Here is a 23634-nt window from a genome sequence, read left to right as displayed (position 1 = left end):
ACATCATGTCAGGTGGATGTGGATGTGGCGGCGGTAACGGCGGCAGCGGTGGTTGCGGTTCTTCGGCCAAGGCCGAGGCGCTTGCACCGGTCGTTGAGCCGGTGGTTGCGGCGCAGTTCGAAGCCTTGGCGGTCGAACCCGAGGCACCCGCCCAGTTGATCGCCAGCAGTGAGCAGGAATGGCCGATCATCAGCGTCAACGAGGTGGCGATCAGCCCCGAGGCCATGGCCCAGGAGCTGCAATATCACCCGGCCGACAGCCGCGAGGAGGCGGTGTACCAGGCCGCCAGCGCGCTGGTGATCCGCGAGCTGTTGCAGCAGCGGGTGGCCGAGCTCGGCTTGGCCCTGGAGATTGGCGCTGGCGAGAACGAGGAGGAGGCGGCGACCCGCTTGCTGCTTGAACGTGAAGTGCAAGTGCCGGAATGCGACGAGCCAACCTGCCTGCGCTTCTTCGAAAACAACCGTGCGCGTTTCCATAGCGCACCGTTGCTGGCGGTGCGACACATCCTGCTCGAATGCGCGCCGGATGATGCCGAGGCGCGGGGCATGGCCCACGATCAGGCGGAAGTGCTGCTGCAACGGCTGGCGGATTTCCCCGGCAGCTTCGCCGAGCTGGCCGAGCAGTATTCGGCCTGTCCGTCGAAGGCCCAGGGCGGCTCGCTGGGGCAGATCAGCAAGGGCCAGACCGTGCCCGAGCTGGAGCGTCAGCTGTTTACCTTGCAGGCAGGGCTGGCGGCCAAACCGCTGGAAAGTCGTTATGGCTGGCACGTGATCAGTGTCGACCAGCGCATCGACGGCCAGCCGTTGCCGTATGAAGCGGTGGCGACGGCGATCCGTACGCAGTTGCAGCAGGGCGTCTGGCAAAAAGCCCTGGTGCAGTACCTGCAAACCCTGATTGGCGCGGCCGATATTCGCGGCATTCGCCTGCAGGGCGCCGACTCACCGCTGGTGCAGTAAGAAAACCGGGAGCTGTGATGGACGCTGTGATGCTGGATGGAATTGGGCGGCAAATCGATTATCTGCGGATGTCGGTGACGGATCGTTGTGATTTTCGCTGTGTGTATTGCATGGCGAAAAACATGACCTTCCTGCCCCGTCAGCAGGTGCTCACCCTGGAAGAGTTGCAGCGCCTGGCGGCGCTGTTTGTCGGCATGGGCGTGCGCAAGATCCGCCTCACCGGCGGCGAGCCGCTGATCCGTCCGGGCATCGTCGACCTGTGTCGCAACATCGCAGCCTTGCCGGGCCTGCGCGAACTGGTGATGACCAGCAACGGCTCGCAACTGGGGCGCCTGGCGCGGCCCCTGGCGCAGGCCGGGGTCAAGCGCATGAACATCAGCCTCGACAGTCTCGATCCGGAGAAATTTCGCGCGATCACCCGCAACGGTGATCTGGCCCAGGTGCTCTGCGGCATCGAAGCGGCGCGGGAGGCCGGGTTCGAGCGGATCAAGCTCAACTGTGTGGTGATGAAGGGCCGCAACTTCGATGAAGTGCCGGCGCTGGTGCAGTACGCCATCGACCAGGGCATCGATATCAGCTTTATCGAGGAGATGCCCTTGGGCGATGTAGGTCGTTCCCGGGGCGAATCCTTCTGTTCCAGCGACGAAGTCCGGGCGCTGATCGCCACCCGTCACAGCCTGCTCGACAGCACCGAAAACAGCGGCGGCCCGGCGCGCTACGTGCGCCTGGCACAACACCCCGAGACTCGCATTGGCTTCATCTCACCCAACAGCCACAACTTCTGCGCCAGCTGCAATCGGGTGCGGATGACGGTCGAAGGCAAGTTGCTGCTGTGCCTCGGCCAGGATAATGCCCTCGACTTGCGTGGGCTGTTGCGGCGCTATCCGCTGGATGATCAGCCGGTGATCAAGGCGATCCATAAGGCCTTGCGTGGTAAGCCGCTGCGGCATGATTTCAACCCGCAGGGGGAGGTGCAGGTGGTGCGGTTCATGAATATGAGTGGGGGGTGAGTGTAGGAGCTGGCTTGCCAGCGAAGGCGTTTTCCCGGTGTACATATCCATTCCTGCAGTAACGGCCACCTATGGTTTCGCCTGACGGCGACTCACTTTTTTCAAACGCCGGTGTGCCGGCCCAGCAAAAAAATAAGCAAAAAACGCTTGCCCCAACGTCCGGCCCCTCGCTTAGGCTCGGGGTACCTTCGCTCCGGTCTCCATCCGTGGGTCATCGCCTCCGGTTGGCTTCGCTGGCACCTCCTCTCGATGACTGCGGCTGCGCCGCAGCGCGCACCGCGCTCCCCCCGGATGAATACCTCCACTCAGCCTTCCGACGGGGCCGGTGAATCAAGATCAAAAGCGGCAGGCGAGCTAACGTTCGGCCTGTTGAGTGGTCACGGCCAACGAGGCGGCCTACCGGCCGACCTGGTTTTTCTGGGTGTCGTATCCCCCCCTGTAGGAGCGAGCCTGCTCGCGAGGAACCTGAGACCGCCTCGTACATTCAGGACAGCTGCGTCATCGTTAACGACCATCGCCAGCAGGCTGGCTCCTACAATGTCCTGGTCGTTCGCAAGATATGCATCTACCGCAAATTTCTGTAGGAGCTGGCTTGCCAGCGAAAAATCTGTGGCCGCCGCGTACATTCAGGACAGCTGCGTCATCGTTAACGACCATCGCCAGCAGGCTGGCTCCTACAATGCCCTGGTCGTTCGCAAGATATGCATCCACCGCAAATTTCTGTAGGAGCTGGCTTGCCAGCGAAAAATCTGTGGCCGCCGCGTACATCCAGGACAGCTGCGTCATCGTTGACGACCATCGCCAGCAGGCTCGCTCCTACAATGTCCTGGTCGTTCGCAAGATATGCATCCACCGCAAATTTCTGTAGGAGCTGGCTTGCCAGCGAAAAATCTGTGGCCGCCGCGTACAACCAGGACAGCTGCGTCATCGTTGACTATCTTCGCTGGCAAGCCAGCTCCTACAGGGGGGTGAACTGCGTCCCCCGTCAGGCCGGCCGATAGGCCGCCTCGGTTGCTTGTGATCTTGATTGACCGGCCCCGTTACAGAAGGCTGAGTGGAGGCATTCATCCGAGGGGAGCGCGTAGCGCGCTGCGGCGTAGCCGCAGTCATCGAGAGGAGGTGCCAGCGAAGCCAACCGGAGGCGATGACCCGCGGATGGATGCCAGAGCGAAGGTACGCCGAGCCTAGGCGAGGGGGCCGGATGTTGGGGCAAAGACCTTTGGTTCCTTTGGGCTGGGCCGGCATTCCGGCGTTTGCCAAAGGGACTCGCTGTAAGAGCGAAACCATAGGTGGCCGTTATCGCAGGAATGGATATGTACACCGACAAATAGCCATCGCCGGCAAGCCAGCTCCTACAGGGTATCTACGGTGGCTGCAGAATTTAGCAAGACTTCCCCCACCCAATCTTGACATCCATCAATTCCAACCCCGCGCTTTCTCCGTACCCTGCACCGCATGTTGTGTTTTTAAAAGATTAAAAACCTATATGTAGTGTTTGGGGGCTGAATGCACAGTACGTTGATCTCAACCGGATGCAACCGTTTGCACAAGCGCAATGGCGACGTGGTTGCCTTTGATGCCGACAAGATCCGCCAGGCGTTGATCGCCGCCGGCAAGGCCACCGGCGACTACACCGAGGTGGAAGTCGAGGGCTTGCTGCTGGCGGTGCTGGCGCGCCTGGAGGGTATGAGCCGGCTGCATGTCGAACAGGTCCAGGACCGGGTCGAGCGGGTGCTGATGGACGCCGGTTACTTCAACGCGCTGCGTGCCTACATCGTCTACCGCGAACAACACGGGCGCATGCGCCGCGATCGGCGGACCATGGTCGAGGTCGCGACCTCGATGAACGAGTACCTCGACCGCGAAGACTGGCGGGTCCAGGCCAACGCCAACCAGGGTTATTCCCTCGGCGGCCTGGTGCTCAATGTCTCGGGCAAGGTCACCGCCAATTATTGGCTCGACGAGGTCTACAGCGAGGCCATCGGCCAGGCCCACCGCGAGGCGGATCTGCATGTGCACGACCTCGACATGCTCGCCGGCTACTGCGCCGGCTGGTCGCTGCGCACCCTGTTGCACGAAGGCCTCAACGGCGTGCCGGGACGGGTCGAGGCCGGTCCGCCAAAGCACCTGAGCAGCGCCCTGGGGCAGATGGTCAACTTCCTCGGCACCCTGCAAAACGAATGGGCCGGGGCCCAGGCCTTCAGCTCATTCGACACATACCTGGCGCCCTATGTACGCAAGGATCAGTTGCCCTATGACGAAGTGCGCCAGGCCATCCAGGAGTTCATCTACAACCTCAACGTGCCCTCGCGCTGGGGCACCCAGACACCCTTCACCAACCTGACCTTCGACTGGGTCTGCCCCCAGGATCTGCGCGAACAGATCCCGGTAATCGGCGGTGAAGAAATGCCCTTTGCCTATGGCGAGCTGCAAGTCGAAATGGACCTGCTCAACCGTGCCTACATCGAAGTGATGCAGGCCGGCGATGCCAAGGGCCGGGTGTTCACCTTTCCGATCCCGACCTACAACATCACCCACGACTTCCCGTGGGACAGCGAAAACGCCGACCGCCTGTTCGAAATGACCGCGCGCTATGGCCTGCCGTACTTCCAGAACTTCCTCAACTCGGACATGCAGCCCAACCAGGTGCGCTCGATGTGCTGCCGCCTGCAGCTGGATGTGCGCGAATTGCTCAAGCGCGGTGGCGGGCTGTTCGGCTCGGCGGAACAGACCGGTTCGCTGGGGGTGGTGACGATCAACTGTGCGCTCCTGGGCTATCTGTTCAAGGGCGACAGCAGCGGTCTGCTGCAGCGCCTGGATGAGCTGATGGCGCTGGCGATGGAGAGCCTGGAGGTCAAGCGCAAGGTGATCCAGCACCACATGGACGCCGGCCTGTACCCCTACACCAAGCGTTACCTGGGCACGCTGCGCAATCACTTCTCGACCATCGGCCTCAACGGCCTGCATGAAATGCTGCGCAATTTCAGCGGCGACGAGGAGGGCATGCACACCGAGCAAGGCCGGCAATTCGCCGTGCAGTTGCTGGACCATGTGCGCGCGACCCTCGTGCGTTTCCAGGAGGAAACCGGCCACCTCTACAACCTCGAAGCCACCCCGGCCGAGGGCACAACCTACCGTTTCGCCAAGGAAGATCTGAAGCGCTACCCGGACATTCTCCAGGCCGGCTGCCGCGAGGCGCCGTACTACACCAACTCTTCGCAGTTGCCGGTTGGCTACACCCAGGACCCGTTCGAGGCCCTGGAACTGCAGGACGAACTGCAGTGCAAATACACCGGCGGCACCGTCCTGCACCTGTACATGGCCGAGCGGATTTCCTCGACCCAGGCCTGCAAGCAACTGGTGCGCAAGGCCCTCGGGCGCTTCCGTCTGCCGTACCTGACGGTGACCCCGACCTTCTCTATCTGCCCGGTCCACGGCTACCTCGCCGGCGAGCACGAGTTCTGCCCGAAATGCGACGAAGCCCTGCTGTTGCAGGCGCAGAAAACCGCCAGCGTTCACTGATTTCAATTCACTCAAACGCAAGGAGCTACACCATGACTGCATCGACCACACTGCCCCAGGCGCAACGTCAACGCTGTGAAGTCTGGACCCGGGTGATGGGCTATCACCGTCCGGTCTCGGCCTTCAACCCGGGCAAGCAATCGGAACACCGCGAGCGCGTACATTTCACTGAAAGCGCGGCGCTGGCCGGGCGCCAATGAGCCGAATGCTCAGGGTCGGGGGCATGCTGCCCCTGACCACCATCGACTATCCGGGGCTGCTCGCCTGTGTGCTGTTTTGCCAGGGGTGCGCCTGGCGTTGCCGGTACTGCCATAACCCGCAACTGATCCCGCCTCGGGGTACCGAGGAAGTGGATTGGCTGCGGGTTCTGGCGTTTCTGCAGCGCCGTCAGGATCTGCTCGATGCGGTGGTGTTCAGTGGTGGCGAGCCGACCTTGCAGCACGGCCTGCGGGGCGCCATGGATGAAGTGCGGGAGATGGGTTTTCGCATCGGCCTGCACAGCGCCGGGATCAAGCCGCAGGCGTTTGCCAAGGCGGTGGAGGGGGCGGATTGGGTGGGCTTCGACGTCAAGGCGTTGCCCGAAGATACCCGGCTGATCACCCGGGTCGGCGGCAGCGGCGCGGCCAACTGGTGCAGCCTCGATTATCTGCTGGCCAGCGGGGTCGACTATGAGTGTCGCACCACCGTGCACTGGCACCTGATCGATCCGCCGCGGCTGCTGACCCTGGCTCGGCGTTTGAGCGAGCGCGGGGTCAAGCGCTACGCGGTGCAACTGGTGCGCACCGAGCAGATGTTCGATCCGTTGCTGCCAAGCCTTTCGGCCCATGGAGCAGCGCTGCCGGAGCTGTGGCAGGCGCTGCGTGAGTTGTTCCCGGTGTTTGTCTTGCGCGGATGATGGGGCAGGGCGATTCAGGCCCAGCCCCAGAACTGCAGCCACCAACCCACACCGATCATACCAACGGCCAGCAGCAGACAGGCGCTGGCCGCGAGTTGCCGTTGCAAAGACAGACGCGCGCTGTTCAGGCGTTGCCAGCCCAGCAGCAGACTCCAGGCCATTGCCGCCAGCAGCAACGCCGCTCGGGCGGGCTGCACCCAGTCCAGGATCAACCCTTCGTAGCGCAGCAACTTCACCGTGGTCGCCGACAGACCGAGAAACAGTCCGGCACCGCCCAGGGGTGTGAGGGTCAGGGCCAGCGGCCAATAGAGTGTTCGATCTCCCGCCAATCGTGCCGCCAAACGCAGCACCAGCATGAGCGCGCCGCCGAGCAGCAGTGAACTCAGCCCCAGGTAGGCGACGATGCTGAAGCCGTCGAGCCAACTGAAACTGTCGTTGAGTTGCGGGTAGTGAGTGAGCAGCCACCAGGGCGCGTTATCGGCCAGGGCCCAGAGTTGGTCGTGCTCCACCAGCCACTGCGCGAGGGTCTGTTTGAGGGTGATGAACCACGGGCTGACCGTCCACTGGAAGGCGCCCATGGCCAGTCCGATCACCCCGAACAGCAGCAGGCGCGCGTCCCAGGGTGAAAGGTTCTGTGCGGTGGCCTGGACGATTTCCTGATTGCTCGAACGGGCGATCAATTGCACCGCCCCGCGTTGCCCGCTGCAGCGTCCGCAGGCGTGGCAATCGCTGGCGCCGCGCATGCGCCGGATATCCAGCAGCGGCGCGCAATTGGGTGGCGGCAGGTGTGCTGCGGAGTTTTCCAGCCAGCGCTGTTCATCGACCCGAAAATGCACCGGCGCCAACCGTGCCAGCAGGCCGAACACGCCGCTGACCGGGCACAGGTAGCGGCACCAGATGCGTTTGCCGCGGGCGAACAGGAACCCCACCAGCACCGCCGCCACGGTCGATCCGCCGAGAATCAGCAGCGCCGCCTGGGCGTAGTCGTAGACGCTGATCAGTTGGCCATAGAGGGTGGTCAGGCAGAACGCCAACGTCGGCCAGCCGCCCCAGCGCAACCAGCGCGGCACCCGCAGGCCTTTGCCATGCTGGCTGGCCCACTCGCTGAGTGAGCCTTCGGGGCACAACACCCCGCACCAGAGCCGGCCGAACAGCACAATCGACAGCAGCACGAACGGCCACCAGATGCCCCAGAACAGAAACTGCGCGAGCAGGGTCAGGTTATCGAGGATCCGCGCCTGGCTGTCGGGCAGCGGCAGCATCGCCGGGATCAACAACAGCACGGCGTAGAACAGCACCACCAGCCATTGCAAACCACGAATCACTCGCGCGTGCCGGCGCATGCCGTCGCCCAGGCGTTGCAGCCAGCGATTGTGTGCACTCAGCCCAGGCATGGCAGCGGCTCCTCGCGGCGTTGGCGCAGCCAGCCGGCGATCAGCAGCCAGTAACCCAGCCACACCACCAGGGTCATGGCACTGGGAGTCGCCCGGTAGCCGGCGAATCCAGCGAGGAAGCCGCCGAGGCCATGGCTGTCGCTGAGCCAATGGCTGCTGTCCCACAGCGCGTCGCCGACGCTGGCATAGACCCATTCCGGCAGGTCCATGGCCAGCAGCTGACCGCCGATGCGTTCGCTGGCGCTGACCAGCAATACCGCGCCGAGCATCAGCAACACGGCTTCGCTGAGGGCGAAGAAGCGCCGCCAGGAAATCAGCCGCCGGCTGCTGTGCAGCAAGACAATGGTCAGCGCCGACAGCACCAGACCCAACAGCCCGCCAACGGCGAACAGCCCCAGCTCCGGCCCGCGCAATCGGGCGCCAGCGCCATACAGGAAGACCACGGTTTCACTGCCTTCGCGACTCACCGCGAGCAGTGCGAGCAGCATCAGGCCCAGGCCACCCTGGCGGGCCAGATGTTGGTCGGCGTGGCGCTGCAGATCCTGCTTGAGGCTGCGGCCGTGACGGTGCATCCAGCCGACCATCTGCACCATCAACAGGCTGGCGATAAGCGCCATGCCGGCCTGGAACCATTCGTTCAGCGCGCCGCTCATGGCGTCGCCGGCAAACATGATCAGCAGCGCCAGCAGGCCCGAGAGCAACAGCCCCAGCAGTACACCGCTCCAGAGGAATTTACTCAGCCGCTGGCTTTGGCTCTGCTGGCTGATCCAGGCCTGGAGAATACCGATGACCAGCAGCGCCTCGACGCTTTCGCGCCAGACGATGAACATTGATTGATTCATGCAAGCTCCGTAGGTCAACGGCTCACTGGGCGAGGATGCCGCCCTCGGGCAGCTGCGGGTTGAACTCGTCGAAGAAGGGGTAGTGACCGGGTTTGAGGGGATGGATGACGACGAAGGTGGTGACTCCGGGCGAGAGAACTTTTTCCACCCGCAACGGCGTGCTTTCGAATTCGGCCGGGCCTTGGCCGATGTTTTTCAGGACGATCTTGAAGCGCTGCCCCGCCGGCACTTCGAGCACGGCGGGGGAGAAGTGGCCGTCGTTCAGGCTCAGTTCATAGCTGGGCAATTCGGCCAACGCCGGCAGCGGCAGGGCGGCGGCCAGCAGCCAGGCGATCCGCAGGCGTTTCATTTAATAGCCGCCTTTTTTACCGATGCCGGCGTAGACGAATTCGTAGTGCAGTTCGCAGCGTTCAAACCAGGGCGCGACGCCGGTTTCCTTGTCGGTGTGACGGCCCAGCGAGCCATGGCCGCCAGGTGGCAGCAGGGTGAAGGTCAGTTGGTATTTACCCGGGCCGAGCAGCTTGACGTTGTCACCGTAGTGCGGCCCGTCGTTGGCGACCATGGCGTGGAAATCGCCCTTGATCTGTTCATCGCTGCCCTGTTTTTTCAGGCTGAACGAGACGTTGAGGTAAGGCACGAAACTGCCTTCCTGAAAGCCCTGGCGATTGTCGGCGGTGGCGCGGATGTCGGCTTCCAGGTGGACATCGGAATCGGCGGTGGCACGCATCATCCCCGCCGGTTCCATTTCAATCGGCTGCAAATACACCGCCCCGACTTCCAGCCCCGGGCACACCTGCGGCGCCCCGATCGGGTATTCCTTGGCCTGCGCCAGCGAGCTGAGCAGGAGCAGGGCGAGAGACAGCGAAAACGCGGTACGCATGGTGAGTTCCTGAGACGTTGGGGTGGGAAGCCGAGTCTAGGAAGCTTTGTTGTAAACAATAATGATTGTGATCAAGTTTTGAAAAATTCAGCGACGGTTGCGACCGATTCTCACCTCTGCGGTCACCGAAAACTTTGTAGGAGCTGGCTTGCCAGCGAAGAAGTTGTTGCGGTGTGGCTGGAGGCCTCTTCGCTGCGATGCGGCGTCCCGACAAGCCAGCTCCTAGAGATTCTTGATTTGCATCAAGGCCGGCAGCAAGCGAGAGGATTAGATTAAACCTGCGCCCCTCACGCACCGGAGACCGGCATGGCCAAGCACTTCCCCGATAACCCCAACCACCCCGAGCGCATCTGCTGGGGCTGTGACCGCTATTGCCCGGCCAAGTCCCTTGCCTGCGGCAACGGTGCTGACCGGACCATGCATCCGGTGGAAGTCTTTGGCGAGGATTGGAATGCACCGAATGACTGGGGCTTGGCCGCGACCACCGCCGATCAGCCGGCAGCAGACTCGTTGTTCGTCAAACCCTGAGCGTCGCCGCCCCCGTCTGTCCCCCCCAACACCGCCACTGCCCATCCATGCGCTTTTGCGCAAGTCAGCTTTTGCCTTTGGTAATTGGTCGCCGCCGACCCTTCCCCTATCGTGACCCGACGTCAATGCCCGAAGCCTTACGGGTGTTGCTCAAGTGCTCTTACAACAAGCGTTTGCTACCTGCCGATAAAAAACGAGCCTGGGAACCCACATGAAACTCTACGAACTGTTCGGTTACGACCGTCATGGCGTGGTCGGTGAACTCGACACTGCGCTAAACAAAGGAACGCTCAGCACCAAGGATGTCAGTTTTTCCGCGCTGGGCTTCAACGCACCGGCCTGGGTAGCGGCCTCGTCGATGTCGATCCTCTATTCGATATCCGGCCATCAGGCGCCCCTGGCGATCCTGATCGCGTTCTTCTTCCCGATGCTGGTACTGGCGGTGTGCATGGTCGCACTGACCCGCCGCGCACCGTCGGCCGGCGGGATCTTTACCTTCTGCTCGCGCTTCCTGCACCCGGACATCGGCTGCATCCTCGGCTGGACCTATGCCATTGCCTGCATCGCGGTGACGCCGATGTGCGCGTTGATCGGCTCCGAATACATCCAGGCACTGTTTCCGTCCCTGGCCGGCGAGTTCAACGCGAAAATCATCGGCACCCTGTTGATCATGACCTTCTTCGCGGTGTCGGTGCGCGGGGTCGGGGTCACGGCGAAGCTCGCCAGTACTTTCCTGGTCTTCGAGATCGCGGTGGTGGCCGGCCTCGGTTGCATGGGCTTGCTGTCGCCACAGGTCGAGGGGCTGTCGCTGACCTCGATGTATTCGCTGCAAGGGGCGAGCGGTCTCGCGGCGATTGGCCCGGGGGTGCTGTTCGGCGTGTGGATGCTGGCGAATTTCGATTCGGCAATCAATTACATCGAAGAGGCCCGGGTGCCGGTGCGCACCGTGCAGCGCTCGTTGTTGATCGTGCTCAGTTCGGCGTTCGTCATCTATAGCCTGGCCGCGATTGGCTGGCAGTACGCGGTACCGGTGGAGCAGTTGGCGGCGATTGTCGAGAACGGCAACGGTGGGCCGATTGCCGCGGTGGCCAATGTTTACCTGCCACCGGCCATGGCCTGGCTCGCGTTGTTCGTGGTGATCACCTCGGCCTGTGCCGGCCTGCAGATTTCGTCCAACTCCTCGGCGCGGACCCTGTACCGCATGAGCGAGGAGGGCCATCTGCCGCAGGCGCTGCGTGCGGTCAACCGGTTCAAGGCGCCGTGGTTGACCCTGGGCCTGGTGTCGCTGGCCGGCATTGGCCTGCTGTGGTGGAAGCCGCTGAGCAAGATCGTCTGGTACTACGACGTGATCACCATCACCCTGGTCATGTCGTACATCTCCGCGCTCGTGGCGTTCATGGTCATGACCTGGAAGCAGCACAAGACGTTCACCGCCACCCTGATGTCGATCCCGGCGGCGCTGGCGCTGCTGGTCCTTGGCTACATCGGCTACACCGCCGGTGCCAATCCGGTGTCCCCGGAAGATCTCTACACCGCCTGGTACCTCGGCGCCGCCGCGCTGGTCAGTGGGGCGCTCATCGTCCTCTCGGGCAAACGCCGGCGCCGGGCTGGCGCGGCCATCGTGGCCAAGGCTTGAGCCGTTTCCCCTCCATTCATTCATTCGTGTACCGCTAGGAGTCCCTTTAATGGCCAATGACTTTCCACAACCCTTGGATGCCGCGCTGATCCCACGTTTTGCCGGCCTGCCGAGCTTCATGCGCCTGCCGGTGTTCACCGACCCGGCCGACGTGCAGATCGCCTTGCTTGGCGTGCCCTGGGACGGCGGCACCACCAACCGCGCGGGGGCCCGGCATGGGCCGCGGGAGGTGCGCAATCAGTCGAGCATGATGCGCAAGGTGCACCACGTCAGCCATATCGCCCCGTACGATCTGGTGCGGGTCGGCGACCTCGGCGACGCGCCGGTCAACCCGATTGACCTGGTGGATTCGCTCAAGCGCATCGAAGCGTTCTACCGCCAGGTCCACGAAGTCGGCACCGTGCCGCTGTCGGTCGGAGGCGATCACCTGGTGACCCTGCCGATCTTTCGCGCCATTGCCCGCGACCGGCCGATCGGCATGGTGCATTTCGATGCCCACTCCGACACCAATGACCGCTATTTCGGCGACAACCCCTACACCCACGGCACGCCGTTTCGCCGGGCCATCGAAGAGGGCCTGCTGGACCCCAGGCGCACGGTGCAGATCGGCATTCGCGGCTCGATCTATTCGGCCGAAGACGAAGACTTTGCCAGGGACTGCGGGATTCGCGTGATCCACATGGAAGAGTTCGCCGACATTGGCGTAGCCGCGACCATTGCCGAGGCGCGGCGGATCGTCGGCGACCAGCCGACCTACGTCACCTTCGACGTCGATGTCCTCGACCCGGCCTTCGCCCCCGGCACCGGCACCCCGGAAATCGGTGGCATCACCACCTTGCAGGCGCAGCAACTGATCCGTGGCCTGCAGGGCCTGAACCTGATTGGCGCCGATGTGGTCGAGGTCTCGCCACCGTTCGACGTCGGCGGCGCCACCTCGCTGGTGGGCGCGACCATGATGTTCGAGCTGCTGTGCATCCTCGCCGACTCGATCAAGCGCCGCTCGTAAAAGGACCTGCCCGATGACTCAATGGCCTGAACACAAACGTTTTGCCGTGACCCTGAGCTTCGACCTCGACGCGGAAACCGCCTGGGAGCCGGTCAGCCTGTCCGGGCGCCGACTCTCGCTGCTGTCGATGGGCGCCTACGGGCGTCGGGTCGGCGTACCGCGCCTGCTGGAATTGCTCGCTCGCTACGGCATCCGCGCACAGTTCTACGTGCCGGCGCGGGTCGCCGAAATCGACCCCGAGGTGGTGCGCAGCATCGCCGACGCCGGGCACGACATCGGTTGCCACGGCTACTTCCACGAGCGGGTCGACGAGCAGACGCCGGAGCACAATCTGCAAATCCTCAAGGACTCCAAGGCCCTGCTCGAAGCGACCATCCAGCGCCCGGTCCGGCATTACCGCGCGCCACTGTGGGAGCTGACCCCGGACGTGGTCGAGTCGCTGCTTGCCCTGGGTTTTCACAGTGACAGCAGCCTGATGGGCGATGACCGCCCGTACCGCATCGGTGGCGCCAACCACAGCCTGCTGGAGTTGCCGGTGAGCTGGCTGCTCGACGACTGGGAGCAGTTCGCCTACTCGGCGGAGCCGGCGGTGGGCAGCGTCATCGAGGACCCGGACAAGGTCTATCGACTGTGGTCGGCGGAGCTGGAAGGCATGCGCCGCTACGGCAGTCATTTCATCCTGACCATGCACCCGCAATTGATCGGCCGCGCCTCGCGCCTGGCCATGCTGGAGCAACTGATCCAGCAGATCCTGGCCTATGACGACGCGTGGATCTGCACCCCGGAAGATATCTATCAACGCTGGCAGGCCGGGGATCTGAGCCTGCCGCTGCAGCCCTATTGAGGATCGCTCATGAATATTCTGGTAACCGGGGCCAACGGATTTCTTGGCCAGGAAGTGGTGCATCAGCTGTTGCGCCAGGGCCATCAGGTGGTGGGTTATGACCGCAGCCTGGTGTGCGCCATCGAACACGCCGCCTACCGCTATGTGCAGGGCGATCTGGCGGATCTGGCGAGCCTGATCGAAAGCTGCCAGGGCCGGCCGGTCGACGCGATCATCCATACGGCGGCGATTTCCCATCCGGTGGATTCGCGGCGCATCCCCCTGCAAACCGTATTGACCAACGCCCTCGGCACCACCCACGTGTTCGAGTGCGCGCGGCTGTGCGGGATCACGCGGGTGGTCAACCTCAGTTCCGAGTGCGCCTACGGGCCGAACCGGGAGATGCAACTGATCGATGAGCAGGCGCCGCTCGCGCCGACCACGCCTTACGGCTGCACCAAGGTGTTCACCGAAAAACTCGGCCAGGTCTACAGCGATCTGTATCAGGTCAGCGTGGTGTCCCTGCGTCCGGGCTGGATCTACGGGCCGGGACAGTTCATGCAGTGCTACCTCAAGAGCCTGCTGCGCAGCGCTATCGACCAGCAGCCGTGGCACGAAGAGGAGGGCGGCGACTACTGCTTCCAGTACGTGCATGTGATTGATGTCGCTCACGCTTGCGTGCTGGCCGCCCAGGTCGAGGAAGAACGCTTGCGCCAGCGGGTGTTCAACGTCACCGCCGGCGAGCAGGACAGCTACCGCGCCGTCGCCGCCCAGGTGCGCAGCTTCTATCCGGATGCTCAGTTCAGCATCGGCCCGGGCACCTTGAACGTGCTCGACGAGAACGCGCGCTTCGACATCCGCGCCGCCACCGAGCAACTGGGTTATTGCCCGCAATACGTGTTGCAGGAAGGCATTGCCATGTATGCGCAATGGCTGGAACAGCACCCTTACTGATGGCCTGAAGCGGGAGATTGTCGATGAAAACCTATCTGGTAACCGGCGCGGCCCAGGGGATTGGCCGTGCAGTGGCCCTGGCGCTGGCTGAGCCTGGCGCCCTGGCGGTGCTCAATGATTTGCAGGAAAGCCCGGCGTTGCTGGGCCTGGCCGAGCAATTGCAAGGGCAGGGGCTGCAGGTGCGTCTGGCCCTCGGCGATGTCGCCGATCCTGCCACCGCAGAACGTGCCTTCGCCGGGCTGCAGCGCCTGGATGTACTGGTCAACAACGCCGGGTTTCTGCACGAGGCGCCGCTGGTGGATCTGAGTTTCGAGGCCTGGGACCGGATGATCCGCGTGCATCTTTATGGCGCGTTTCTGTTCTGCAAACCAGCGGCGGCACTGATGGCGCGCCAGGGCAGCGGGGCGATTGTCAATATCGCCTCGGACCTCGGCCAATTGGGTTGCGCCAATCTCTGCCATTACTCGGCAGCCAAGGGCGCGATCATTGCCCTGACCAAATCCCTGGCCCGCGAACTGGCGGCGCAGGGGGTACGGGTCAATGGCGTGGCCCCGGGGGGGACGCTGACGCCGATGGTCGAACGCCTGGGCGAGGACTATATTCGCGAGGAGGCGCTGCGCTACCCGATGCAGCGCCTGGGGACCGCCGATGAAGTGGCGGCGGCGGTGGCCTTCCTGGCCTCGGCGCAGGCCAGCTTCATGACCGGGCAGATCCTCGGCGTCAACGGTGGCGGGGTCATGATCGGCTGATGGCAGCCGGATGAAATTTACTGAGGCGAGGTGGACATGCTGGTGAATTTGACGGACGTGGATCTGCGCATGCTGCGGATATTCTGCGCCATCGTGGATGCCGGCGGCTTTACCGCGGCCCAGGTGCCGTTGAACACCAGTCTGTCGCGGCTCAGTGTGCTGGTGCGCGACCTTGAAGTCAGGCTCGGCTACTCGCTGTGCAAGCGCGGCAAAAGCGGTTTCCAGTTGACTGAAGAAGGCGAGGAAACCTACGCCGCCGCCCAGGAACTGTTCTCCAATATCGGCCATTTCCGCCAGCGCACCGCCGTGCTCAGCGGCCGCCATCGCGAATTACTGCGCGTCGGCACGGTCGACAGCCTGCTGACCCTCGACCACAGTCCAATTCCGGCCGCGATCGCCCGCTTGCGCGCCGAACTGCCCGGGGTGCACATCGACCTGCATGTCATGCGTCCCGATGAACTGGAACAGGCAGTACTCGAAGAACGCATCCAGGTCGCCATCGGCGCCTTCCACCATCGCTTGTCCGGACTGCAATACCAGGCGCTGTTTGAAGAAGAACAACACCTGTTCTGCGGCAGCGGCCACCGATTTTTCCAACGCGCCGACCAGGACCTGACCTTCGAAGAATTGAGCGCGGCCGACTATGTCGATCGCGGTTACGTCGCCGAAAACAAACGCCCCTGCGAGCTCAGATTCGCCAGCGCCGTCAGCGCCTTCTCCATGGAGGCGATCGCGCTGCTGATCTTCTCCGACACCTACATCGGCTACCTGCCCACCCACTACGCCGCCCACTGGGTCGAACGCGGCCGCCTGCGCTCGATCATGCCCGAGCAACTGGCCTACCGCTCGGCGTTCCACTGCATCACCCGCCAGGGGTTGGAGCAGAAGGGCACGGTCAGTCGGTTTTTGCAGGTGTTGGTGGATCATGCGGGGCGGTGTGATTTGTGAAGAGGTGCGTTACTGAGGGCGGGGGCCTGGTTGATGAGCAAGCGCCGGATGCGTCAATAATTAAACTGTTCGTAATGCCGGAAATCCATAGGAATTAATTTGTCTCTTGCCTCATTCACCTCATAAAAATTCCCGTTGGCAAAAAAGTACATTTTACTTCTATTTGAAAAGTAGAACATGTCAGGTGATGCCATACCACGAAATACCGTCGCGCCGCGATGAGGACTCAAGAGAACTACGTCCTGACCAATCCATCCCAGTACGCCAAACGCCATATCGCGCTCTGATAATCTTTCGATGTTTCTAGCAAGAGTACATGTAAGTTCGTGCCCTGGGCAACGGATGGGTTTTAAAGCTGCGAATCCGCTTAAATCAACATATGGACTTTTCGTCCCATGGAAAAATAATGATCCCCCGCTATGGGCAATATTGAAATTTTCCCCTCTCGGATCCTCGCCGAAGGGGAAGATAAGCGAAATATCTTTAGGATCTGCCCCATTAAGCTTGTATCTTTGAAAATAGACAAATTCATTGTCTTTCGCATAACTCGATAGATGCCTTTTTTGCCAGTCAGATTTTAATCCCCCATGAAATTCTAAAGGTTTGAATGTTGGTGAGAATTTCGCGACTTTTCGAAGGATACGCTGTTCGACATGATCAACTTGATAGCCCCTTCTATCTGCCGTTAAACAACGCCAAGATGTCAAGTTGTGAAAAAACGCTGCCATTCCAAATTGGCAGGGCTTCTGTTTGAACTCGGTTTTTTCAATCCAATACACCTTTCCTCGCTTGACTACATAGTTGCTGAAAAGATAGCGCAAATTCTTGGTGCACCTGCCTTTCGACTCATCGGTAATCTCGATGCATATATTTTTACTCGGAATCGGCTCCTCGAGTGATTGCGAACTGGCGAAAGCACTGTCAGCACAACACATTGACAACACACCAAGCACGAGGCCCACGCAAACATTAATTTTCATTGGATGGTTCCATTTGACAGTTGTCTTTCCATAGTTAAATCCAGGCGCGCTCGTCCCCATTTATCCGAGCAACTTCCAACCCGGGTAGATAAGAGTGGGGGTTTTCTGTGGTGACAGCGGCCACATGCGCGTGCGGTAGTAAGAGCAGGCCACGGGCGGCAGGATCTCGCCTTGTTTGAAGTAGCGAGTGTCGGGGTACACATCCAGTATGTAGCGCTGGTAGTCGAACTTATCGACCGTCCAATAACCGCTTTCCGGGCAGGGTGAGTCGGCGCTACAGGTCGGTCCGTGAAAACTCGCGTCGCGCGACGCCGGAGAGCCGGGCATAGGTTTTCCGGTGGCCGGGTCGAGGACCATGGCCTTGGCCAATTGCTGGATCAGCGCCGGGCTGGGTTTTTCCGGGGGGATGTTGGCGAGGCGTTCTTCAAGCCATTGCAGCTTGCCGTCCCAGGCGGGGAGTTTGGCGGGGGGGAGGGGGACGATGTTGTTGAGTTCCGGGACTTTGGGATTGGCGTAGGAATAGCCATAGAGCACTTTCCAGATCTTCTCGTAACGCTCTGCACGTTCGAGATCCTCCGTTTGCGCGAGGTAATGAAGCTGATCATCTGGCTTGGGACCTCGGAAACTTTTTCCCAGGAAGGAAGCAGAGGTACTGTCACCGGCCGCAACTCCTAACTGAAAGGCTTCCATTGCCTCTTGATATTGTCCATCAGTCGATAGGTGAACACCCAACACTCTTGCTGCTATGCCGTGACCTTGTGTGGCGGCACATTGGCGCATTGATAAGGCTACTGTTGGCGCAATACTGATCGGAGCCAACTTCTCGGCTAGGTCATACTGAGCCTGGGCATTGCCCTCATCAGCGGCTTTTCGGAAATAACGCAAGGCCATCTCCGGATCCTGTTGCAGGCCGGCCGAGCCCTGTTTCAAGAAAATCCCCACGAAGTAGTAACCCGTCGCCACATTCTTATCGATCAGTTGCTGGCTAAGGCGCAGGTGTTCCTCGCCTCGCAGACTGAAATGCCCACGTATCGCTTCGTTCTGCAGGTTGATATTGGCCTTGAAATGGCCGTTCTCGGCGGCAATGCGATACAGACGCTCAATCTCGGTATCAACAGTTTTATCCTGCTTGAGGATGTTGTTTTTTTGCAGCCAACGAGCGTATTGGAACAGCACATCAGCATCGGGAGCGGCGGCTGGAAACTTTTCATGGGCGCAAGTGAAAGCGAGCTTGGCTTTGATTTCGGTGAGTGAGTTCAAAGGCGTTTCCTGGGGCGAAGTCGAGGAAGTACTGCTGGAGTCACAGGCGACAAGCAGCAGGCTAGAAAGCAGTGAGAACCAGCGCATTAGTCGAGGTCCGACAGGATGGCTTCGTCGTAATAAAATTCGACGAGTGGGGCATAGGGAGCCTGCTCTCTGGATTGAAGAACTTTGTTCTTATTGATGATTCGCTGCCAAGCATCAAACGCCGCCCCCGCATCATCCTGCACCCCCTTCCCATCCGTATGCAGATCCCACAACCGCCTGCGCAAATCCTGGGTCACACTCGCCCACTCATGGGCGATGTTCATTTCGCTGTCGACCTGCATGCTGCGGGTGTTGATGTTGGCTGAGCCGTGGGTGGTGAAGACGTCGTCGACGATCATCAATTTGGAGTGGATGTACACCGGCATCCAGGGTTTTCCAGCGGGCGAATCGGGCGCCACCAGCGAGCACACATGGACTTTCAGCCCCGGGATGTTGGGTTTTTCCTCGAAGGTTTCTTTCTCGATCGTCTTGATTTTTTCTTCGAGATCGGCCATCCGCCAACGGTTGTTATTGGCTGCTTCCTCCCGGGCCTTCCAGGCCTTGAGGCTGCTCTCGCCGTCGGTGGCGGCATCGGTCAAGGTGGTGAGGGCAATCAGTGCCCTGCGCTCCAGCAACTCACTCAGAGTGGGTGCTTCTGCTGCGGCCTGGGCTTTTGACTGTTCGATGCGGCGCAGTTTTGTGACCTTGGGCATGGTGTCGCCACGTCCCAGGCTTTCGAGCATGCGCTGGGTGTTGACCGTGCCCTTGCCAATTCCGTCGTCGGTGGCGTTGGTGATCACGAACAGGTGCAAGGGGCCATGCAGGCCGGGATCGCGCCCGTCCAGCGTTTGTTTGGCGGCGTTGTGTTTGATCAGGTCGGCCAGCGGGGGCCAGCGGAAGTACTGGTTTTCGATGTAGATGAACTGGGTCGCGTTGTTCGCGGTTTGCAGGTAGAGCCGCTCGATGTCGCGCCTGCCTTCCTGGGGCTGGGTGCGCAGCAGTTGCGCCAGTTGGCGGGTCACGCCGGGCTTTAGCTGCAGTTGCGGGCCAATGAGTTTGGCCTGGCGCGGGATGAACAGGTCTTCTGCGGTTTCCTTGCGCCAGGCAATGGCGAAGTTGTGGTGCAGGTGTTCGAGGATCGGGCCGCTGATCTGGCAGGAGATGTCCTGGCGCGGAGTAGCACCGCGGGGGCCGGCATCGGGCGCGGGTTGTTCTTTGCCTGAACGTCGCAGGGCCGAGTGCTGGTTGGTGTCCCAATACTCGTCGAGCATGTTGTGGCCCATGACAAAGCCAATGGCGCTGTCGGGCAGCTCATAGTCGACAATCACCGTCTTCTGATGGTGGGTCGCGGTGGTGGTCAATATCGCCAGCGTCGCGGGACTTAACTGCGGGTCGAGGCTTTTGTACTTCGCCTGGTGGGCAATTTCCGTCCTTTCGCTGAGGTTGAATCCACGGCTGACGAACACCGGCACATTACGCGCCATGAGCATCGCCGGTGCCAGGTGGCCGCTGTGGGCACATCGGGAAAACCACTGGCGGTCAAAGGCGTATTGCTCATCCGAGGACGGTTGCAGCTTCCGGTCGTAGAATCGGTAAGGGCCCTTACCGGGCAGATTGGCCTCCCCGGCATAACCGGCGCTGTTGAATGGCATCTCCCAGCCCAGCAGCCGCACCTCAACCCCTTTGCTGGCTTTTTCCATCAACAAGTCGCCAATACACGGCGCCTTGCCGTCGCGGATGAAAAACATTGACGGCTGGAAGCCCCAGCAGATGATGTCCACCGACTTTTTCGCCTGGGCGATGGCCAGGTGCACGGCGCGAAAGGCTTCCTCGCCATTGATCAGCGGTTCATAGGTGGCTTCCAGCGGGTGGTATTCAGTGTGTTTCACGTACCACGGCAAGGTGCAGGTCGCGGTCAGGGTGTGCTGCAAGGCGATGGGCACGATGATGTCAGCTTGGTTCATGGGGTTTTACCTTCCTTGTCGCTGAGGGGGTTCAGCAGCGCTTCGTAGCGATCGCGGTGTTCCGTGTGGGAGGGGGGCTCGGCGTATTCGTCATCGCTGGCCTGGCCGGGGTGGTTTTGCAGCCCGGCATTGGCCAGGTGCGCTTGCGCGGGATTGCGGTACTCGGTGGGCACCGGCAGGCCGAAGGACACGCCATTGCTCAAGACCATGCGGTAGCTGCGGGTGACCACCTGATGCGCGATCAGCACCGAGCCGCTGTCGTCGAGAACCCCGCGTTGCAGTTCCGCGCCGTCGGCGAACAGCGTGTAAGGCATGCCCGCCGAGCTTTGAATGGACGAGTTGGGCACACGCGGCACGCTGAGCCGCACATGCTGCTGTTGGGACAGGCTTTTCGGGTAGTCCGGATGGGTCGCTTTGATGCTCGCCGGGCCTAAAAAGAACTGCCTCGCCGACTTCACCCGATAATCCCCCACCGTCCCCGACTCGATACCGCACTCATCCAGGGTGATGTAGCTGCCGCCAGCATTCAGGGTGATTTTCTTCTTCGCGGTGATGCGGATTTCGTCTTCGCTGCTGCTGATCTCCAGGCCGTGGCGGGCGATCAGTTGTAATCGGTCGTTTTGCGCCTGGATCTGCACCGCGCCCTGGTTGGCGATCAGCTTGATCCCGAGCTTGCGCACGAACAGGCTCAGGCCTTCGCCGACGCCGATGAACAGGCGCTTGACCACGCTCAGATCAGCCTGGCCGCCGGCGTTGAGCATGAGGTTGTGCTGGGCCGCCAGTTGCAGGTGTTGGCCGCTGGTGAGGGCGATGCCCTTGGGCGCGCTGAGCAGCAGGACTTGCGATTGCAGCTGTGTCAGGTCCTCGCGCAGCAGCTTCAACTGCGCTGCGACGTCCGCCGGATCGGCGCTGGCGGCCTGGGCGTCGACCGAGAGTTTTTGCAGCTGTTCGCCGGCCTGTTGCAGGCGTGCCACGGCGCTGTCCATTTCCAGCACTTGCCCCTGTGCTTTGGGCTGCGCATCGGCACTGATGAAAGAACCGGGGGGCGGGCGGTGGCGAAGCAGTGGGAGGCAATTCTTCCAGTTCGATCGCCATGATTAATTAGCGCCTGAGAATGCGGTAATGCTGCCAGTTTTTTTGTATTCCATGAGGATGATATTTTGCATGGTTTTGTCCTTGTTGTTGATTGGTATCAGCTTGTGTTCACTGTCTTACTATCATTGTTTTGCTAGGGCTGTGTCTAAAGCAGGGTGTTCAAATGGATCGAAACTCTGAATGCTGTTTAGGTGCTACTAAATCATTAGTGCTCAGCGCCATTAAATTCTTTATCTACACCCTTCTGGCTCATCAAATGCCAGTGCGCCAATTTGTAGCCATGAATCGCTACCTGTATCGCCGCGGGTGCGGACCATAATCCATTTCTTGTCGTTGGATATATCGATCAGCGATACTGTTTCTCCCTTCGGTAGATAATTATCTGTAGTGCCGGATAAAGAAGGTGTGTTTGACAGAAAGGCTTTGTTGCTAGTTATGCAAGCAACGGCGGTAGAATCTCCGCCCAATAAAGTGATCATGCTTCTAGACTCTCCTGATTTTTTAAAGGTGGTCACTCGCTCTAAATCGGAATTTATCGGCTCTCTCAATTCATATCGATAGAGTGTCTGCTGCTCAGCTCTGTATTTCTCAATTATGGAGAATGGTCCGTCATGTTGAATGCTTATAAGTTCGTCGCGTGAGTTGATGTATGGAGACCAAAATATCTCAGCTCGCTCAGTGAGTGTTACAGAGCTGTCTTTTAATTCAGATATGAATAAGGCGTAAGAGCTATTGGCCCCTGCATCAAGTAATTTGACAAATACATCCTCAACAGCATTCCCTGTGATATCCAAGAATAGAACTTCTTTGGCATTGCCGTTTCCCATGTTTCCCGGTTTTAGGAAGCTCCATTCTTTATTGTTTTTTCGGTACCAATAATTATTCCGATCAAGCTTTATTTCGATCGCATGCCCAGTTTTGTCGGGTGGCGATGTGAAGAGTTTAACGCTCTCTTCTGCTTCAAGATTGATTGAGGCTCCGGCCATAAAAAGGCTCAGAGCACAGAATAAAATCAGTTTATTTTTTATATATCTCATCGCTGTCGCCAAAATAACGCTTCCAAATATTTTGTGCGGTACTACTACTGGATAACGAGCTTTTTGAGAATTTGTACTTTCCAAAATTTTTTCCTCCATGAGTTGAGCATGTTGAAATCTTCAATTCGTCAATCAGTGCCAGCGCGTACGCCTCCCTTTCCCATGCATGGTTGAATCCTCCATTCACTCCTATTATTACCTTGATCAGATCATTGGATTTTGAGTGTGTACTCAAATCTCCCCATGCAGAACCCTTTCTCCAAAACCAGCCCGCGGACCGGGTCGCAAGCAATGCACTACTTGCAATCTCATCTAAGTTGGTAGTAAGTGGTATGCGTTCTTCTTGAAAATAAGATTTATAGTTTTCAATGTGCGTCAACTGGATCAATCCTCGGCCATGATAGTCAGCGCCGCCTCGATAGCTCTGCCAGTGCTCCGGTATCGAACCGTTTTTGTTTTTGTATTCTTCAGTGGTTTTGAAGCGATCGCACTCGACAGCAACGTTGGAGAGGAAGAACGCCTTATCCAAACACTCGGTGATGCCATATCGATTCATGGCCTGATTTAGCACGGCCAAAAATTTCCGAGGGTCCATAAATTTAATGCTGGAATGGTTTGATTTCTGAAAGAGACCGCTACTTATTTGTTCTTGAGATAAAACCACGCGAAGTTCGTCTAGCGTAATATCTCTTTCGCAAGCGCAAGAGCGCTTGAAGAAGGCCCCCACCAACCCAATCGGATGAAAGTGATAAGGAATCCCCCAACTCGGCAACCCCACCCTCTCCGCCACCTCACTCCACCACCCAAGCTGCTCGATCCGCTGTTTCTCCGCCACCCAGTTCAACTCCGGCGTTGACCCGCAGTGCCCCATCAGTTCATCCACCCCATCCCACTTCTCCCGGGTGTAAAACCACTCACTCTCCTTGCGCAGGACCATCTGTGAAATAGCCTGCGCATGGGCCGGTAGTTGCAGGGCGGCTTGCAGTTCATTGCCCGTAATGTGGCCGTCGCGGTTGCGGTCGATGATGTCGTACAGGCGTTGTTTCATCGGGCCGGCGTTGTCGGTGTCGGCCAGGGGTTTGAAGCGTTGGCATTGGGCTTCGGTGAATTCGCCGATGACGCTGAAGA

Annotated in this window: 21 protein-coding genes and 1 pseudogene; 12 read left to right on the top strand and 10 right to left on the bottom strand. The window is 60.3% G+C overall.

The window, feature by feature from the left end:
- The first annotated feature begins 5 nt into the window (after positions 1–5).
- The 5 genes from ACZYR5_RS10335 (at position 6) to ACZYR5_RS10315 (ending at position 6383) form a co-directional block, all read left to right on the top strand.
- Positions 6–956, top strand: coding sequence for a peptidylprolyl isomerase (locus ACZYR5_RS10335; RefSeq protein WP_489089941.1), 951 nt, complete (start codon positions 6–8; stop codon positions 954–956).
- A 17-nt stretch (positions 957–973) separates the two neighbouring features.
- Positions 974–1966: a GTP 3',8-cyclase MoaA gene (gene moaA, locus ACZYR5_RS10330; RefSeq protein WP_489089942.1), complete on the top strand. Its 993-nt coding sequence runs from the start codon at positions 974–976 to the stop codon at positions 1964–1966.
- A gap of 1506 nt (positions 1967–3472) precedes the next feature.
- A complete protein-coding gene (locus ACZYR5_RS10325) occupies positions 3473–5488 on the top strand; it encodes a ribonucleoside triphosphate reductase (protein WP_489089943.1) in 2016 nt (671 codons plus the stop codon).
- Between the two features lie 32 nt (positions 5489–5520).
- Complete coding sequence (gene nrdD, locus ACZYR5_RS10320) at positions 5521–5688, top strand: anaerobic ribonucleoside-triphosphate reductase (RefSeq protein WP_027620414.1); 168 nt, start codon at positions 5521–5523, stop codon at positions 5686–5688.
- On the top strand, positions 5685–6383 hold the full coding sequence (locus ACZYR5_RS10315) for an anaerobic ribonucleoside-triphosphate reductase activating protein (RefSeq protein WP_489089944.1): 699 nt from the start codon (positions 5685–5687) through the stop codon (positions 6381–6383). The genes nrdD and ACZYR5_RS10315 overlap by 4 nt, the downstream gene beginning before the upstream one ends.
- 14 nt (positions 6384–6397) lie before the next feature.
- On the opposite strand, the gene ACZYR5_RS10310 is transcribed toward ACZYR5_RS10315, so the two are convergent.
- The 4 genes from ACZYR5_RS10310 to ACZYR5_RS10295 are packed head-to-tail and all read right to left on the bottom strand — an operon-like array spanning position 6398 to position 9499.
- Positions 6398–7777, bottom strand: coding sequence for a 4Fe-4S binding protein (locus ACZYR5_RS10310; RefSeq protein ID WP_489089945.1), 1380 nt, complete (start codon positions 7775–7777; stop codon positions 6398–6400).
- Positions 7765–8619, bottom strand: a complete 855-nt coding sequence (locus ACZYR5_RS10305; protein ID WP_489089946.1) for an FTR1 family iron permease — start codon at positions 8617–8619, stop codon at positions 7765–7767. The genes ACZYR5_RS10310 and ACZYR5_RS10305 overlap by 13 nt, the downstream gene beginning before the upstream one ends.
- 22 nt (positions 8620–8641) lie before the next feature.
- Positions 8642–8968 (bottom strand): cupredoxin domain-containing protein, encoded by a 327-nt coding sequence (locus ACZYR5_RS10300; protein WP_489089947.1) that lies wholly within the window; start codon positions 8966–8968, stop codon positions 8642–8644.
- Entirely contained in the window at positions 8969–9499 is a 531-nt protein-coding gene (locus ACZYR5_RS10295; RefSeq protein ID WP_489089948.1) for an iron transporter, read from the bottom strand. It abuts the gene before it with no gap.
- Between the two features lie 306 nt (positions 9500–9805).
- Here ACZYR5_RS10295 and ACZYR5_RS10290 point away from each other — a divergent pair, with 306 nt between their 5' ends.
- The 7 genes from ACZYR5_RS10290 to ACZYR5_RS10260 all read left to right on the top strand — a co-directional run bounded on the left by ACZYR5_RS10290 (position 9806) and on the right by ACZYR5_RS10260 (position 16143).
- A complete protein-coding gene (locus ACZYR5_RS10290) occupies positions 9806–10027 on the top strand; it encodes a DUF3079 domain-containing protein (RefSeq protein WP_489089949.1) in 222 nt (73 codons plus the stop codon).
- A 211-nt stretch (positions 10028–10238) separates the two neighbouring features.
- Complete coding sequence (locus ACZYR5_RS10285; protein WP_489089950.1) at positions 10239–11663, top strand: APC family permease; 1425 nt, start codon at positions 10239–10241, stop codon at positions 11661–11663.
- Between the two features lie 49 nt (positions 11664–11712).
- Positions 11713–12669 carry an agmatinase gene (speB, locus tag ACZYR5_RS10280; RefSeq protein ID WP_489089951.1) on the top strand — a complete coding sequence of 319 codons (957 nt, stop codon included), beginning with the start codon at positions 11713–11715 and terminating at the stop codon, positions 12667–12669.
- 13 nt (positions 12670–12682) lie between these two features.
- On the top strand, positions 12683–13513 hold the full coding sequence (locus ACZYR5_RS10275; protein ID WP_489089952.1) for a polysaccharide deacetylase family protein: 831 nt from the start codon (positions 12683–12685) through the stop codon (positions 13511–13513).
- Between the two features lie 9 nt (positions 13514–13522).
- Positions 13523–14446 carry an NAD-dependent epimerase/dehydratase family protein gene (locus ACZYR5_RS10270; protein ID WP_489089953.1) on the top strand — a complete coding sequence of 308 codons (924 nt, stop codon included), beginning with the start codon at positions 13523–13525 and terminating at the stop codon, positions 14444–14446.
- A gap of 23 nt (positions 14447–14469) precedes the next feature.
- The gene (locus ACZYR5_RS10265) at positions 14470–15195 is read left to right on the top strand and encodes an SDR family NAD(P)-dependent oxidoreductase (protein ID WP_489089954.1); all 726 of its coding nucleotides are present in this window, start codon (positions 14470–14472) and stop codon (positions 15193–15195) included.
- 36 nt (positions 15196–15231) lie between these two features.
- Entirely contained in the window at positions 15232–16143 is a 912-nt protein-coding gene (locus ACZYR5_RS10260) for a LysR family transcriptional regulator (protein WP_489089955.1), read from the top strand.
- Positions 16144–16196: 53 nt separating this feature from the next.
- Here the strand turns inward: ACZYR5_RS10260 and ACZYR5_RS10255 are convergent, their stop codons facing one another.
- The 6 genes and pseudogenes from ACZYR5_RS10255 to ACZYR5_RS10230 all read right to left on the bottom strand — a co-directional run.
- Positions 16197–17123 carry a hypothetical protein gene (locus ACZYR5_RS10255; RefSeq protein ID WP_489089956.1) on the bottom strand — a complete coding sequence of 309 codons (927 nt, stop codon included), beginning with the start codon at positions 17121–17123 and terminating at the stop codon, positions 16197–16199.
- Between the two features lie 60 nt (positions 17124–17183).
- Positions 17184–18470 (bottom strand): SEL1-like repeat protein, encoded by a 1287-nt coding sequence (locus tag ACZYR5_RS10250; protein WP_489089957.1) that lies wholly within the window; start codon positions 18468–18470, stop codon positions 17184–17186.
- Positions 18470–20374 (bottom strand): phospholipase D-like domain-containing protein, encoded by a 1905-nt coding sequence (locus ACZYR5_RS10245; protein ID WP_489089958.1) that lies wholly within the window; start codon positions 20372–20374, stop codon positions 18470–18472. The genes ACZYR5_RS10250 and ACZYR5_RS10245 overlap by 1 nt, the downstream gene beginning before the upstream one ends.
- Entirely contained in the window at positions 20371–21405 is a 1035-nt protein-coding gene (locus tag ACZYR5_RS10240) for a DUF2345 domain-containing protein (RefSeq protein ID WP_489107619.1), read from the bottom strand. Before ACZYR5_RS10240 ends, ACZYR5_RS10245 begins: the two co-directional genes overlap by 4 nt.
- Positions 21406–21699: 294 nt before the next feature.
- A complete protein-coding gene (locus tag ACZYR5_RS10235) occupies positions 21700–22506 on the bottom strand; it encodes a hypothetical protein (protein WP_489089959.1) in 807 nt (268 codons plus the stop codon).
- A pseudogene (locus ACZYR5_RS10230) lies at positions 22487–23634 on the bottom strand (hypothetical protein); the annotation flags it as partial. The gene ACZYR5_RS10235 and the pseudogene ACZYR5_RS10230, both read right to left, overlap by 20 nt.

The organism is Pseudomonas sp. F007, assembly GCF_057814275.1.
The sequence above is the reverse complement of the archived record's forward strand: the minus strand, read 5'-3'. Positions and strand labels throughout refer to the sequence as shown.